Source organism: Streptomyces sp. NPDC102402, assembly GCF_044765765.1.
Classification (GTDB): domain Bacteria; phylum Actinomycetota; class Actinomycetes; order Streptomycetales; family Streptomycetaceae; genus Streptomyces.
This window is the reverse complement of record NZ_JBIWKR010000004.1, coordinates 13,348-26,987: the sequence shown is the minus strand read 5'-3', so window position 1 is coordinate 26,987 and position 13,640 is coordinate 13,348. Positions and strand designations below refer to the sequence as shown.

At 68.9% G+C, this 13,640-nt stretch carries 14 protein-coding genes and 3 pseudogenes; 10 read left to right on the top strand and 7 right to left on the bottom strand.

All coding sequences use genetic code 11. The annotated features are described in order from the left end of the window. Positions 1 to 369 precede the first annotated feature (369 nt). Positions 370 to 2,160 (top strand): beta-propeller fold lactonase family protein, encoded by a 1,791-nt coding sequence (locus ACIRJR_RS13920; RefSeq protein ID WP_403778827.1) that lies wholly within the window; start codon positions 370 to 372, stop codon positions 2,158 to 2,160. A 343-nt stretch (positions 2,161 to 2,503) separates the two neighbouring features. On the opposite strand, the gene ACIRJR_RS13915 is transcribed toward ACIRJR_RS13920, so the two are convergent. Further along, entirely contained in the window at positions 2,504 to 2,761 is a 258-nt protein-coding gene (locus tag ACIRJR_RS13915) for a DUF6221 family protein (RefSeq protein WP_403778824.1), read from the bottom strand. On the opposite strand from ACIRJR_RS13915, the gene ACIRJR_RS13910 reads away from it, so the two are divergent. Continuing rightward, a complete protein-coding gene (locus ACIRJR_RS13910) occupies positions 2,724 to 3,236 on the top strand; it encodes a transposase (protein WP_403778821.1) in 513 nt (170 codons plus the stop codon). The genes ACIRJR_RS13915 and ACIRJR_RS13910 overlap by 38 nt on opposite strands. Before the next feature lie 404 nt (positions 3,237 to 3,640). On the opposite strand, the gene ACIRJR_RS13905 is transcribed toward ACIRJR_RS13910, so the two are convergent. Beyond that, the gene (locus tag ACIRJR_RS13905) at positions 3,641 to 4,324 is read right to left on the bottom strand and encodes a TetR/AcrR family transcriptional regulator C-terminal domain-containing protein (RefSeq protein WP_403778818.1); all 684 of its coding nucleotides are present in this window, start codon (positions 4,322 to 4,324) and stop codon (positions 3,641 to 3,643) included. A gap of 116 nt (positions 4,325 to 4,440) precedes the next feature. On the opposite strand from ACIRJR_RS13905, the gene ACIRJR_RS13900 reads away from it, so the two are divergent. Next, the gene (locus tag ACIRJR_RS13900; RefSeq protein ID WP_403778815.1) at positions 4,441 to 5,097 is read left to right on the top strand and encodes a DUF4386 domain-containing protein; all 657 of its coding nucleotides are present in this window, start codon (positions 4,441 to 4,443) and stop codon (positions 5,095 to 5,097) included. Positions 5,098 to 5,257: 160 nt separating this feature from the next. Further along, positions 5,258 to 5,944, top strand: a complete 687-nt coding sequence (locus ACIRJR_RS13895; RefSeq protein ID WP_403778812.1) for a DNA polymerase beta superfamily protein — start codon at positions 5,258 to 5,260, stop codon at positions 5,942 to 5,944. Positions 5,945 to 6,013: 69 nt separating this feature from the next. On the opposite strand, the gene ACIRJR_RS13890 is transcribed toward ACIRJR_RS13895, so the two are convergent. After that, positions 6,014 to 6,259: a hypothetical protein gene (locus tag ACIRJR_RS13890; RefSeq protein WP_403778809.1), complete on the bottom strand. Its 246-nt coding sequence runs from the start codon at positions 6,257 to 6,259 to the stop codon at positions 6,014 to 6,016. A gap of 134 nt (positions 6,260 to 6,393) precedes the next feature. Between ACIRJR_RS13890 and ACIRJR_RS13885 the strand changes: the two genes are divergently transcribed. Next, a complete protein-coding gene (locus tag ACIRJR_RS13885; RefSeq protein ID WP_403778806.1) occupies positions 6,394 to 6,693 on the top strand; it encodes a hypothetical protein in 300 nt (99 codons plus the stop codon). 569 nt (positions 6,694 to 7,262) lie between these two features. Here ACIRJR_RS13885 and ACIRJR_RS13880 read toward each other — a convergent pair. Continuing rightward, positions 7,263 to 7,910, bottom strand: coding sequence for a winged helix-turn-helix transcriptional regulator (locus tag ACIRJR_RS13880; RefSeq protein WP_403778803.1), 648 nt, complete (start codon positions 7,908 to 7,910; stop codon positions 7,263 to 7,265). A 113-nt stretch (positions 7,911 to 8,023) separates the two neighbouring features. Here ACIRJR_RS13880 and ACIRJR_RS13875 point away from each other — a divergent pair, with 113 nt between their 5' ends. The 4 genes and pseudogenes from ACIRJR_RS13875 (at position 8,024) to ACIRJR_RS13860 (ending at position 10,847) form a co-directional block, all read left to right on the top strand. Further along, positions 8,024 to 8,584, top strand: coding sequence for a dihydrofolate reductase family protein (locus ACIRJR_RS13875; RefSeq protein WP_403778800.1), 561 nt, complete (start codon positions 8,024 to 8,026; stop codon positions 8,582 to 8,584). A 46-nt stretch (positions 8,585 to 8,630) separates the two neighbouring features. After that, a complete protein-coding gene (locus ACIRJR_RS13870; RefSeq protein ID WP_403778797.1) occupies positions 8,631 to 9,284 on the top strand; it encodes a DUF998 domain-containing protein in 654 nt (217 codons plus the stop codon). Between the two features lie 158 nt (positions 9,285 to 9,442). Then, positions 9,443 to 9,595: pseudogene (locus ACIRJR_RS13865) on the top strand (transposase); the annotation flags it as partial. A 361-nt stretch (positions 9,596 to 9,956) separates the two neighbouring features. Beyond that, positions 9,957 to 10,847 (top strand): GNAT family N-acetyltransferase, encoded by an 891-nt coding sequence (locus ACIRJR_RS13860; protein ID WP_403778794.1) that lies wholly within the window; start codon positions 9,957 to 9,959, stop codon positions 10,845 to 10,847. Positions 10,848 to 11,078: 231 nt separating this feature from the next. On the opposite strand, the pseudogene ACIRJR_RS13855 reads toward ACIRJR_RS13860, so the two are convergent. Continuing rightward, positions 11,079 to 11,516 (bottom strand): annotated as a pseudogene (locus ACIRJR_RS13855) (SAM-dependent methyltransferase); the annotation flags it as partial. A gap of 811 nt (positions 11,517 to 12,327) precedes the next feature. Then, positions 12,328 to 12,567, bottom strand: a complete 240-nt coding sequence (locus tag ACIRJR_RS13850; protein WP_403778791.1) for a hypothetical protein — start codon at positions 12,565 to 12,567, stop codon at positions 12,328 to 12,330. 2 nt (positions 12,568 to 12,569) lie between these two features. On the opposite strand from ACIRJR_RS13850, the pseudogene ACIRJR_RS13845 reads away from it, so the two are divergent. Next, positions 12,570 to 12,904: pseudogene (locus ACIRJR_RS13845) on the top strand (NADP-dependent oxidoreductase); the annotation flags it as partial. Between the two features lie 92 nt (positions 12,905 to 12,996). Here the strand turns inward: ACIRJR_RS13845 and ACIRJR_RS13840 are convergent. Continuing rightward, the gene (locus tag ACIRJR_RS13840; protein ID WP_403778788.1) at positions 12,997 to 13,587 is read right to left on the bottom strand and encodes a helix-turn-helix domain-containing protein; all 591 of its coding nucleotides are present in this window, start codon (positions 13,585 to 13,587) and stop codon (positions 12,997 to 12,999) included. Between the last annotated feature and the right edge of the window lie 53 nt (positions 13,588 to 13,640).

The following is a 13,640-nucleotide window of genomic DNA, read 5'->3' as shown; positions in this document are numbered from 1 at the left end:
CTCGGGTCTGCCGTGGCTGTATCCCGCAGGGACTGGAACTCCGACAAGCGAGGCGACGACCCGAGCTGCAGGCGCGGCTGCGCGGAGGCCCACCGCCGGACCCTGTGGTCCAGGCGCGTGGGGTAGGGCAGGCCGTTTGCGCGGGGTGGGGAGAGAGGGTATGTGCCCGTTCCGACCTGACGCGGGAGCCCGGGGTGTCATGCTGGGCGAGTCGAAGGGGCCAACGCCGTTGGCCGCCAGGGATGTTCGCTCCGTTGCGGGTACGTCCCGGTGGCGGTGACCGGGGGCCGGTGAACACGCGGCCCCTGCGGGTCGCCCCCTCCGACATCCTGACGCGGGGCGGGCCTCGAAGAAGGGTTGAGGCACCTGATGTCCTCACGTTCCGCGTTACGCCCGTCGCGTCTGCGACGAAGATTCTCCGCACTGGTTGCCGCCGGCGCGCTCGCCATCGCCGGGCTGGTCGCGCTGCCCGCCCCCGCCGCGCAGGCAGCGGCGCCCGCCCCGGTGGCGTACGTCGCCGACCTGGGCGACAACACCGTGAGGGCGCTCGATACGGCCACCAACACGGTGGTCGCGACCATCCCCGTCGGTTCCTCCCCGATCGGGGTGGCGGTGTCCCCGGACGGTGCGTCCGTCTACGCCGCCAACAACGGCTCGTCCTCGGTGTCGGTGATCGACACCGCCACCAATACCGTCACCGCGACCATCGCTGTCGGCGCCGGTCCCGTCAAGCTCGCGGTGTCCCCGGACGGCGGCACCCTCTACACCGCCGACTCCGGCGCGAACACCGTCTCCGTTGTCGACACCACGACCAACACGGTCACCGGAACCGTCGCGGTCGGCGCCCTTCCGTTCGGCATCGCCCTGTCCCCGGACGGAACCCGCGCCTACGTCTCCAACAACAACGGCAACACGGTCTCGGTGATCGACACCACCAGCAACACCGTCACCGCGACCGTCGGAGTCGGCCAGAAGCCGAACGTCATCAAGGTGACCCCGGACGGCACCCGCGCCTATGTCGGCAACCAGAACTCGCACACCGTCTCGGTGATCGACACCGCCACCGACACCGTCACCGCGACCGTCCCCGTCGGGATCGGCCCGTTCGGTCTCTCCCTGTCCCCGGACGGCACCCGCGCCTACGCCAGCAACAACAGCGCGTCCTCAGTCTCGGTGATCGACACCACCAGCAACACCGTCGTCGCCACCGTCGGCGTCGGCAACGGCCCGTTCGAGTCCGCGGTCACCCCCGACGGCGCCTCGGTGTACGTCCCCAACGGCTACGCCGGCACCATGTCGGTCATCGACACCGCCACCAACACCGTCACCGCGTCCTTTGCGCTCGGCTCCTTTCCCTATGCGGTCGCCTTCGCCCCCGCCGTCACCGCGGTACCCGAGGCGGACCTGACCGTGGCCGTCGCCGACTCCGCCGACCCGGTCAACGCCGGCGACCCGATCACCTATACCGCCACCGTCGGCAACAACGGCTCGGACCCTGCCACGGGCACCAGTGCCACGGTCACCCTCTCCGGCACCGCCCGCACCATCACCTCCGCGAGCGCCTCTCAGGGCTCCTGCGCCGTCACCGCGCCGACTATCACGTGCGCCCTGGGCACGGTCGCCGACGGCGCGTCGGCCACCATCACTGTGCACGCGACCCCGACCGCGGCCGGCACCCTGACCGCCACCACCACCGCCAACGCCACCGAGACCGACCCGGCCCCCGGCAACAACACCGCGGCCCAGTCCACCACCGTCGCCACCCCGCCGACCGCGGACATCGACGTCGACCTCACCGCCCAGCCGCGCCTGGGCATCCTGGCCCCCTACATCACCTACACCCTCACCGCCCACAACACCGGCCCCGACGCGGTCACCTCCGCGACCGTGAAGGCGACCCTCCCGCCGGGCGCCGCAGCCACCAACCTCTCCACCGGCTGCACCACCGCCGCCTCCACCGTGACCTGCACCTACGGAACCATCGCCGACAATGCGAGCGTCAACAAGACCTTCCGCGTCCCCCTCGGCCTGCTGAGCCTCGGCCCGGTCACCGTCACCGGCCAGCGCACCGCCTCCGCACCCACCGACACCAACCCCGCCAACGACACCGCCGCCGTCACCTGCAACGCACTGTCCATCATCCTGGTCACCTGCCCCTAACCCCCTCTCTCGAGAAACCTCGAGTCCGCGCCCGCACACCGCGGCACTCGGCCGTCCGATGCCGAGCGCCCGGCTGGTCTAAGGCGCCCGCCCCGGACTTTTTCCGGGCGGGCGCCGTCCCCACATCGAGTGCCCCGCACCTGAAGGTGCGGGGCACTCGGAGGGCCTGCCGCTTGCGGGGGACGAGGGGGCAGGCACGTGTGGTGACGTATGCGTCCTTCGCCCTGCTGACGGCGTTCATCGCCGGCCTGGAAGCCGATCCGGGCCCCAGCATCTGGAAGATGCTGCTCGCGGGCGGGACCGCCGGTGCGGTGGCCGGCCTGGGATCTGTTTCCGTGAAGGGCTATGGGCGCCATTCTTGGCGGTAGGCGGAGTGCTCAGCGTATGACTGGGCGATGACTCGAAGGGCGTATGCCAGCCCTGCCGCGCGGGAGTCCGAGGGATCCATGGCCTTGTAGTCGTGAGCCAGTTGCTCGGCGAGATCGAGCATGGGGAGATGGCTGTCGAGAAGGGCCTCTCCGCCCATGGTCTCGGCCACGTAGGCATACGCGTGGTTGTCGTCCATGATGCGTGCGACGAGGAACTTCAGAAGATCGTCCATGTGGCCATCTTCGCGGGCAGACGGCCTTGCCACCGGTTCGGCCCCGGCCGGACGCGGCAGCTTCCACGCGACGAACGTTTGCGCGGAGTCCTGCACCACAGCGACGCCCGCTCCCGGCCACTCCGGCAGTGCCGGGAAGAGCGGAGCGACCAACCGACCGGTGGCACGGCGGCCCGGACCTGGCACATGCGGGGCGTCAGGTGCCCGAAGTGCCAGGCCCCGCCGGAGGCCCGCTGCACGTCCAACGGGCCGCACCGCGAACGATCGTCCCGTACCGCAGAAGAGCCGGACGCCCACTCCTGCGCGGCCAGAGGAGGGCGACGCCGAACACCGACGCGTCCGCGCCCGCGTCGAGCACACCTTCGCCCGCATGAAGAACTGGAAAATCCTCCGCGACTGCCGCCAGAGAGGAGACGGACTCCACCACGCCGTCCAAGCCGTCGCCACCATGCACAACCTCGCCATGACAGGCTGAACCAGCAGGTCAAACGCCATACCGGCCTGCCCACACCCACCCTTCTGCAACAACCTTTAGGTCGTGTACCGAAAGTTGATCTTGAGTGATGAGTGATCTGAGGGCATGGGGCGGGGAGATCTCACGGACGAGCAGCGGGCGGTGCTGGAGCCGCCGAACGGGGCGAAGGTGGGGCGGCCGCCGGTCTGACCTCGGCGGCAGTTGATCGACGGCATACGGTTTCGGGTCCGGACCGGTGTTCCGTTGCGGGACGTGTCTGTCGAGTACGGGCCGTGGGGCAGGATCTACGACCTGGCGAGACCATCGGGCTGCGCCTGTCGGCCCCGACGGCCGCTCCAGAGAGGGGCTGACCAGCAAGGTTCACCTGGTCTGCGATGTAACACTGGATCAGCCCTCCGCACCCGCTACGCCTTCCGCGCGGACGTCCAGCCTTGGCAGCGGAGGCTTTCGAAGCCGTCCAGGAGCAGGTCGAGGGCGAATTCGAACTCGAACTGGTCATCACAGCCGCCACCGACCGGGGAACCTCCGCCGTGTGCGGCCGTCGCGGCCAGCTCCGCGATGTGCGGGTAGTGCGCCGCCAGCTCGGGGCTCGGCGGGCCGGAGGGGGCCGGGGCGTCGAACAGTTCCTGGCTGAAGCCCAGCAGGCGGCTGCCCATCGCGTGCATGACGTGGTGCGTAAGGTCGGCGGAGAGGCCGCCCTCCCGGAAGCTCCCGGCCATGGAGTCCAGATACGCCAGCACGGCCGGGGTGGGGCCGGTCCGCGACTCGATGACCCGGGCCGCCCAGGGGTGGCGCAACAGGACCCGTCGGGCCGAGAGGATCCGCCCGCGGACCGCGCTCTGCCAGTCGGGGCTTGCAGTCGGCGGGGCGATCTCGCCGACCACTGTGTCGACCATGCCGTCGAGCAGCTCCTCCTTGTTGGCCACGTGCTTGTAGAGGGCCATCGGTACGACGGCCAGCTCCTGCGCGAGCCTGCGCATGCTGAGCGCGTCGATGCCGGTGGCGTCGGCGAGCGCGACGGCGGCGCGCAGGACGCGGTCCTTGTTTAGGGGGGTCCGATGCGGGTGTGTGGCCTCCTGCTGGGTCATTCCGGTCGGCCTCTTCCCTCCTCGACAACGCCCTCTCCTTGACGAGTGTACGCCGTACACTTAAACTCCGCCAGGTGTACGGCGTACACCACCACCGAGCGAGAGGTACCGAGAAGATGAGTCCGGATCGAAGAACTGCGGTGGCCACCGGGTCGCTGTTCCTGCTGACCGAGGCCGCCGCGATAGCCGGGGCCGTTCTGTACCGCCCCCTGCTCGGAGCGGCGGAGGGCCGGCTCGCGCAAGGCGCCGACATGCGGGCGCTGCTCGGGGTGCTCTGCGAGGTGGTGCTGGTGGTGGCAGTGGCCGGTACCGGGGCGGCACTGTTCCCCGTCCTGCGGCGCCACGGCGAGGGGCTCGCGCTCGGGTACGCCTTCGGGCGGCTGCTGGAGGCTGTCGTCATCACCCTCGGGATCGTCGCCGTCCTGGCGCTTGTCACTCTGCGGCGGGATACGGAGGCGACGGCAGGCGCCGACGTCGCGCTGGTGGCCGTGCATGACTGGACGTTCCTGCTCGGACCCAACATCGCCCTTGGCCTGAACAGCGTCCTGCTTGCCTACCTTGCGTACCGCACACGGCTCGTGCCGCGCTTCATCGCGGTGCTCGGCCTGGTTGGCGGGCCGCTGATCTGCGCCTCGGCCATAGCCGTGATGTTCGGGGCCTACCAGCAGCTCTCCGTGGCGGGGGCGGCCGCCGCACTCCCGGTGTTCGCGTGGGAGCTGGGGCTGGCCGGGTGGCTGATCGCCAAGGGGTTCGGGCCCCGAGAGGCGACGTGAAAAGCACCGTGGCGTCACCGACCGGCCCGCATTCAGCGGGCGTTCCCGACTTGCCATCGGTCGAATATCGGCTCGACCGCACGTCGTGCTTCTGCTGCCATGGGGACCCCGCCCGCATCTGCTAGTGGAACCGGCCGGCCGAACCAGCAAAGGATCATCAGTGAACGTCCTGCTCTCAGGGATTGTCGGCTCGACCGCCTACGGCCTGGCCCGCCCCGGATCCGACATTGACCGGCTAGGCCTGTTCGCTGCCAACACCGCCGACTTCCACGGCCTGCACCGGCCAACGGAATCCCACGTCACCAACCACCCCGACCGGACGCTCCACGAGGCCGCAAAGTGGTGCCGGCTCGCCCTCGGCGGAAACCCGACCGTCATGGAACTCGTCTGGCTACCAGAGGACCTCTATGAAGTCCGGACCCCGCTCGGCGACGAACTCATAGGGATCCGCTCGACACTGCTCTCCGCGAAACGGGTCCGCGACGCCTACCTCGGCTACGCCACCCAGCAGTTCAAGCGGCTGTACGACCGCGGCGACGGATCGTTCTCTGCCGACACGAGGAAGCGCACCGAGAAGCACGCCCGCCACCTGCGACGCCTTTGTCACCAGGGCTTCGAGCTGTACTCCACTGGTCACCTACGAATTCGTGTCGAAAACCCCGACGAGTATCACGCGTTCGGGGAGCAGGTCGCAGCCGACGCAACGGTCGCCCTGCCCATGCTCCAGCAGTACGAAGCCCTCTTCGATTCCACTACCAGCGTGCTACCCGACAAGCCGGATGAAGGACCGGCCGAAGCGTGGCTTCGGCGGGTACGGGCCGCCCACTACGCACCGTCGACGCACTAGCGACCAGCCGCCCCGCAGAACATCGCGGCCCCCGCCACCCGGCGGGGGCCGTTCGTCGTCGAGCCTTGGTTATGGGGCCACGGAGTGCAGCGGGGTTTCCTCGTGCTCATAATGCGCCAGGGCCAAACCCAGCCCGAAGAACGTGGGCGCCCACTCGCCGACGAAGATGCCCCACCGGTCGGCCCGCGCCACCCCCCTTGGCTCCATCTTCATCGACCCGCACCACGAAGTGATCGACAGGCCGATCGAGACGAACGCTGCGGCGTAGGCGTGCTCAGACCGCAAGCCCTTGTCATGCAACATCTTGACGATCATGGTGCTCCCAGACGAGTCGAGGACGAAACTTCGTCCAGGCTCACCCGGAACACAGACCGCCGCATCTTGGACCCCACGCCACGGGCCGGCCGCGCGCTCAACGAGCGCACTACCGATCCCGATGGGGGAAGACCATGAGCACCGCTTCGAACCTGACCCAGCCCGCCGCCGCATCTGTCCCGCCTGCTGCCCCGGCCGCCCCTGTGGCTACCGCTCCGTGGGTGGTGGCGCTGCTGGGTGTCCTGTCCGGTGTGGTGGGTATGACGCTGTGCGTGGGCGTCGGCGTTCTCCTCTGGGTCCGGCCCGGCGTCATGAATCCGCTGACGGCCGCTCTGACCATGGGCGGCTTCCTGGTCGGCGGGCGGCCCTGTTCGTCTCCGTGGTCGCCGTCCGCCGCCGGTGACCTGGCGGGCAGCGCCTTGTTGGCCCGGTGATCGATACCGACACCCGGGCCCGGCGGGTGGGAACCGGCCCCGACTTGCCGGCCGGGGCCCGTTGCGACGTCCCGGTCCATACCGAGCCCGTGGTGGACGAGGTGGTGCAGCGGGTCCTGGAGCGGCGGCCGGACGGCTCTCCCTCCCGGGTCGCCTACCGTGGTGACCTCGTCGTCCGGGTCACCAACACGGACTCCGGCGCCTTCTACGACGCCGATGTCAGTGGCAGCGCGATCGTCGACCACCACGCGGACGGTTCGCAGAAGTGGTACGTCGTCGGCCCGGTGCTCGCGGGCGTAGGATACGTCCAGACCCACCGTCAGCCCCTGCCGCCACCATCGGCGCCGTCCGCTGGCCCTCCTCGAGGCTCGCCGCGGATTCGCCCGCCCTCCGGCCGCGCCTTTTCCGGCACCGACGGTTGCGCGAGCACCGGCTGCTCCGGCGCCGGCACCAATGTTGCGAGTGCCCGCTGGAGATACGCGATGTGCTCGCCCCTGGCCACAGCTACTCCCGCAGGTGCTCGGCCTGGGCCTCGGCCAGAGCGTGTTCCTGCCGGAAGGGGTTGTTGGTCAGAAGCGGAACATCTCGGCGAACCGACCGAGAAGGGCGGGGTCACCTTCTGCGCGCACGCTGCCGTCAGCAAGTACTTCGCCAGGGGTCTTGCTGCCGCTCATCAGCTCGCGGATCGGGTGGCCGGACAGGCGCTCGACGATGAGGTCGGGGGCAGGATGTGCGCCGAAGCCGACGTTCAGTGCACCGTTGGTGATGTGGAGGCGGATGGTGAACTCGCCCATGCGGACCTCGTAACCGGCGGTGGTGCCCTGTGCCGTTTCGGGCCGGAAGGCGGTGCGGAAGGACATGGCCACCGCGTCGGCGGTGATGGCTTCGCCGGGACGGGGCTCGGCCATCGTGTGGGCTCCCCAGCGGCCCAGCGCGATGAGGGCCGGTTCGAGGTCCCGCCCGTAGTCGGTGAGTTCGTAGACGACCGCGCGCTCGGGGTGCGGCAGTGCACGGCGGGTGGCCAGGCCTGCCTCTTCGAGTTGCTTGAGACGGGTCGACAGGATGTTGGTGGGGATGGCAGGCAGGCCCTTGCGTAGGTCCGTGTAGCGCTGGGGTCCGCTGAGCAGGTTGCGGACGATCAGCACGGCCCATCGTTCGCCGATCATCTCCATCGCGCGGGCCAGGCCGCAGAACTGTCCGTACTCGCGAGTCGCCATGATGCAAATTCTAGCCCACGATTCGGTTGACAAAGTACGCTTGCAAAAGACAAGCTCACTTCTCATTCGACTGCGGCCGAGTTTCGCAGGCAACTCTTCCGAGGAGTGATCGCATGACCGCTGGACGCAGGATCGTGGCAGGGCTGTTCGTCTCGATGGACGGCGTGGTGGAGGCTCCGGAGAAGTGGGGCATGCCCTACAACACCGGCGAGACGGCCGAGGCCCTGACCCGGCTATTCGACGACGCCGACACCGCACTGCTGGGCCGCAGCACCTATCAGATGTGGAGCTCGTTCTTCCCGCACATGACCAACGACCAGATACCCACCGCCGACTGGCTGAACGCCGCACCCAAGTACGTCGTCTCCTCCACCCTCACCGAAGTCGGCCAGTGGAAGGGCAGCCACCTGATCACAGGCGACGACATCGCCGACCAGATCCGGGCCCTCAAGCAGCAGCCCGGCGACAACATCAACGTCGGCGGCAGCATCACCCTCGTCCAGTGGCTCATGCAGAACAGCCTGCTGGACGACCTCTACCTGCAGATCGCCCCCGTCATCGCCGGCACCGGCCGCACCCTCGCCGACGGCGACCAGATCCCCATGAACCTGGCCGCCACGCGCGCCTTCGCCAACGGCGTCATCGAAACCCACTACACCCCCGCCTCGCGCTGACCCCGCCTGCCCGCCCCCTCTGCCCACGACCAGGAGAGACCTCCACATGTCCAAGACGCTCGCTCTCGACGTGCCCCCGGCCCGTCCCGTGTCACGGCTCCTGTCGGCCGCCGGCATCGCGGCAGGCCCGCTCTTCCTCGCAGCGGGCCTGACCCAGGGCCTGACCCGGGACGGGTTCGACTTCACCCGCAACGCCCTCAGCCAGCTCAGCCTCGGCGCCCTCGGCTGGATCCAGGTCACCGTCTTCCTGCTCACCGGCCTGCTCGTCATCACCGGTGCGATCGCGATACGGCAGGCCCTGCGCGATGCGCCAGGCAGCACCTGGGCGCCCCGGCTGCTCTGCGCGTTCGGCGCCTCGTTCCTACTCGCCGGGATCTTCCCCGCCGACCCCGGGGCCGGGTTCCCCGCTGGTGCCCCCGAGGACCGGGTCACCTCGCTGAGCGCACACGGCACCATCCACATGCTCAGCGGCGCGGTCGGCTACCTCGCGCTGTGCGCCGCATTCCTCGTGCTCGCCCGGCACTTCGCCGCCCTCCGACAGCGTGGCTGGACACTCTTTGCCCGCCTCACGCCCGTGGGTGTCCTCACCGGATTCGCCGCCTCCGCCACCACCGTGATGGCCTTTACCGCCGGAGCAGGGCTCGGCCTGCTCGGGCTCAGCGCCGTCACCGCCCGCCTGACCTACCCGGCACGGCAATAGCAGCCCTGCTCTGGCGCTCGCAGTACCCGCACCCATCCCACCTATCGCATGGCGTGATGCTCGGGGCCGGAATCAGAGATGGCCTCACGCACCGTCAGCCTGCCTTGCACAGTCGCGCACGAATCACGCCGACAATCATAGAAGCGGGCCGGTCCCTGGACGGTGCGGTCGGGACGCTGGTCGACCTGGCTCTGGCACCTGAGCACCGACGCGGACACGGCGCGCTGTACGGAGGACCCAACCAGGGACGAATCGAGGTCGTCCGGCTCCGCCGGGCCCTGGCCTCGGTGCCACTGCCGAGGCCAGCGGACGCCGACTGCTCCTGGAACACGGACTCGATCAGGGCCCATTCGTCATCCCAGGTGTCAGAGGCATAGCAGCGTTGCCGTGGCAACGTCGAGCTAACGCCATTGCCCTGCCCGTATGCGTTTGGCAAGATCACCCGGGGCCGGTGACCATATGCGCCGGCCATGACGCACGACCGGCGGCCCCTGGCGCCCCGGCCGTCCCCCCAAACCATCGGTTGCCCCGCCAACGCGTCGCCGACCGGTGCCCTCACGCCTGAAAGCTGTGTGAATGACCTCTCCTAGCAGCACTGCTCCTCGCTTGTCCGCCGTCTCGGACTCCGTCTCGGAGCTCGATCAAGTTCTTGCCCTCACCTCTCGTGAACCAGTGTGGCGCCTGCCTGCCGACGCCTACCGGGAGGAGGCCGCCCGGCAGCAGTACCGTCCGGAGTGGACCTGGGCCGCCTGGAGCCCCGACGGCCGCGTGCTGGCCCGTGCCCTGTGGTGGGGGCAGAGCGACAGCGCCCACCCGGTCGCACTCGACTGCCTCGCGATAGCCGACGACGTACCCAGTGCCGAGAGGGCCGCCCTGGGCGCCACGCTCCTGGACGCAGGGCATCGGGCTTTCCGCGAGGTGGACGCCCAGGCCCCGCCGCTGTACAACCTCATGCGACTGCCCGGCGCGTGGCGGGACGATCCTGAATACATCGCCGCCGTGACCTGGCGCCAGGAAGCCGCCCGCCGGGCCGGACTGACAGTTGAGGTGGAACGCCTGCAATTCGAGTGGACACCCGAGGCGCCGCTGCCCGCCGAACCCGAGCGACTCGTGTTCTCCCCGGAACCCGACGACGACGTCTTCCTCGCTGCGATGCTGCGAGTGGCGGAGGGCACACTCGACGCCCACACCCTGGAGGGCGAGGCGGCCAATGGCCGTGAGGCCACCGCACGCGAGAGCCTGCAGTTCTACCTCGACCGGCCCGGCAAGCGGGAATGGTGGCGTCTCGCGCACACTCCGGACGGCACCCTGGCCGGCCTCGCGATCCCGTCGGCCACCCCGTACAACCGCAACGTCGGCTATCTCGGCGTCGTCCCCGAACTGCGCGGCCGCGGCTACGTGTCCGAGATCCTCGCGGCCATCACCCGCTTCCAGGCCGCGGACGGTGCCGAACGCATCACCGCCACGACGGACCTCGGCAACCAACCGATGGCAGCGGCGTTCACCCGCGCCGGATACCGCAACACGGAAACCCGGCTCATCTTCTCCGCACCGATGGACTAGACGTCCGCCCGCCGTCCGTGAGCCATTTGCTTCGCCTCTGAGAAGACTGGCTGCGGACACTCCTTTCGGTGGCAAGGTGTTCCACGTCGGACGTGACTTCCTCCGCTCGATCCGCAGAGGAAGCTCACGTCCGACATGGCGGGTGTCTTTCAGATGGAAGCCGAAGTAGGGCTGGTCGGACCAGAATCCGTCCATGAGGGACGGCGCGTAGGTCGCCTGCTCGCGCACGTCGGCCAGCGCGGACTTCGAGTCGACGTCGAAGACGAAGGAGCCACCGCTGTCGAGATGTGCGCGGACCGTGCGCAGGAGGGCACGTCGCCCGTCCGGGGTCAGCGCGCAGTAGTCGCGCATCACCATGATGATCAGGTCGTACCGTGCGTCGTCCTGATACGAAAGGTAGTCCTGCTTCAGGTAGCGGACGGACAGTTCCTCCGTGCGGGCGAGTGACCTGGCGTGATCGAGCGAGCGCGAGGACAGATCCAGCCCGGTGACGTCCGCCCCGGTGCTGGCGAGGCGGGTGGTGTAGAGGCCCGGGCCGCACCCGAAATCGGCGACGCGTAGACCCGCCCGGACATCGAAGCGGCTGATGATCCAGGCGACGACCTTTTCGAGGTACTCCTCCCGGTAGGAAGAGAGGTCGACGCGCGGGTCCAGGTGCGCGGCGAGCATGCGCGCGGAGATGTGGGCGTCGGTCCACAGGTCCGGGGTCGTGACCTGCGAGTAGACGGCGGGACGGGCGTTGAGTGACGACAGCTCTTCGAACAGGGGTGTACTTCCACAGTTCTCTCGAAGTGATGGGAGACCGCCATCTCAAGCGCACGGCAGCGACGACGCCCGTACCGGTTCGGAGGGGTCGAGAACGTTCGCTGAAGGAGCTCGTCATCAAGAACGGTGAGAGCGCCCTGCCTGGCACCAGACATGCCGATCCATGCAGTCCGGGCCTGCAGATGCCGGTGTCGGACATCGCGAAGGGGCCGACGAACGGCTGTGGCATGAGGGACTTCAGGCTTACTGGCGCATGCCGGTAACGCTAGACACGACCCTGCCGCCGCGCAAACGACATTCGGCACCCCCACCCCGGGCCGCCGTCCACACCCGGCATCTCCCGGCCTAACCAGGGCCGTTATCGGCGGGACAGCCCCGGGGCGCCAGCTTGGTCCGCCTCGCGTCGCATACACGTCTACGTTCGTGATTCGTCCCCGCTGACCTACGAATACCGCAGCCTCGGAATACGTACCTGGTACCAGCTCTCCGTATCGACGCCACCGACGCCGACGTTCCGCGGTTCGGCGAGTCGTGAACGCCGGTGGTTACAGCCGCACGCGCCGCCCATGACCGGTTCTTGGGCGTGGCAACTGCCAATCTCACGGGCAGCTGACCCGCCCACTCAGTTCCCCGGTGCGGGCCCGCAGCCACCACCGGCTGCTGGCCCGCACTCATGCCCGACCTGGCAGACGGCGACGCCAAGGGCGGACCGGGGTCAGGGGGCGGTGGTGGTGGGGAGGTGGGGTAGGGCTTCGGACCAGGTGGTGCGCAGGTGGTCGATGTCGGCATCGGTGAGCTGGCCGTTGGCCTGTCCGACGCGTTCGGCGGCCTCTTCGTAGGCGGCGACGGCCTTCAGGGAGTCGATCTGGTCCGAGGAGAGCTTGCTGCTGGTGGCGAGCATCGTGTGCTCGGCGACGGCTGAACCGAAGCCGGGTACGTGGACGGGGGCGAGCATGCGGCGAACAACTGGCCGCTGCGGTGGGCGCACTGCGTGAGTTCGGGCGCGTCGTCCGGATCGCACCATCAGCCGCTGCAACACCCCGGACGCGCTCCCGCCGCACTTCAACTACTCGGACATCGTGGAGAAGAGCCTCTGCATGGAGGGCTTCCTGGTCAGCAACTACCGCGACCTGCAGGACGAGCTGTTCGAGTTCGCGGTTCCCCATCTGCAGAGCGGCCCGCTAGCGCTGGACCAGACGGTGGTGGACGGGTTCGAGCACATCGTGGACGCATTCCTGGGCATGTTGCACGGCAAGAACACCGGAAAGATCATCGTGCGGGACCACACGTAGGCTGGTCCGGTCGTTGCACGCGTGCCGCATCGATGGGTCGTGCGGCTTGGGCGTCGGAGCAATCCGGGCACGGGGGCAGTTGTCGACCTGGCTCAGATGCCGGGCCCCGGGCTCCGGCTGCCCCCGGCGGTGTTATCGGTGCCGGTCTCCGTCGGTGGCGCTTCGACGGGGAAGAGGATCGGGCTGATCAGGTACTGCGTGCGCTCGGGTGATGGCTCGTTGGCCATGTGGGGGGCGATAGCCTCCCGCATTCCGTCGATCATCCCGTGCAGTTCCCCAGGGCTGAGCCAGACGGCATGCTGCCGGTAGCCGACCAGGTCGGCTACCGGGTCGGCCGTGTCGCGGTCTAGATACGCGGTGAATTCGGCAGTCAGGACCGCCAGAGCGGCGGCGAATGCACTGCGATGGTCGTCGAGCGAGAGCGAATTGACCGTGTCCGTATTGATCCCCGCGCGGTCGCGGCGCAGCCGGTAGCGGCGCTCGACGGCGCCGCGCACGCGCCGCTCCAGGGCGACTTCCAGGACTCCGCCGGCTGCGAGCAGGTCGACGTGCCGGTAGACCGTGGCCTTCGAGACGTCCCGGATGCGGTCGCACAGGTCGGCAGTGGTCAGCTCCCTGCCGCCGCGCATCGCATGAACCACTCGCAACCGCACCGGATGGGCCAAGAGTTCGAAGGAATCCATCCCGCAATGATCTCACATCATGCTACCTTTCGCATTCATTGAGAAAGGTTGTG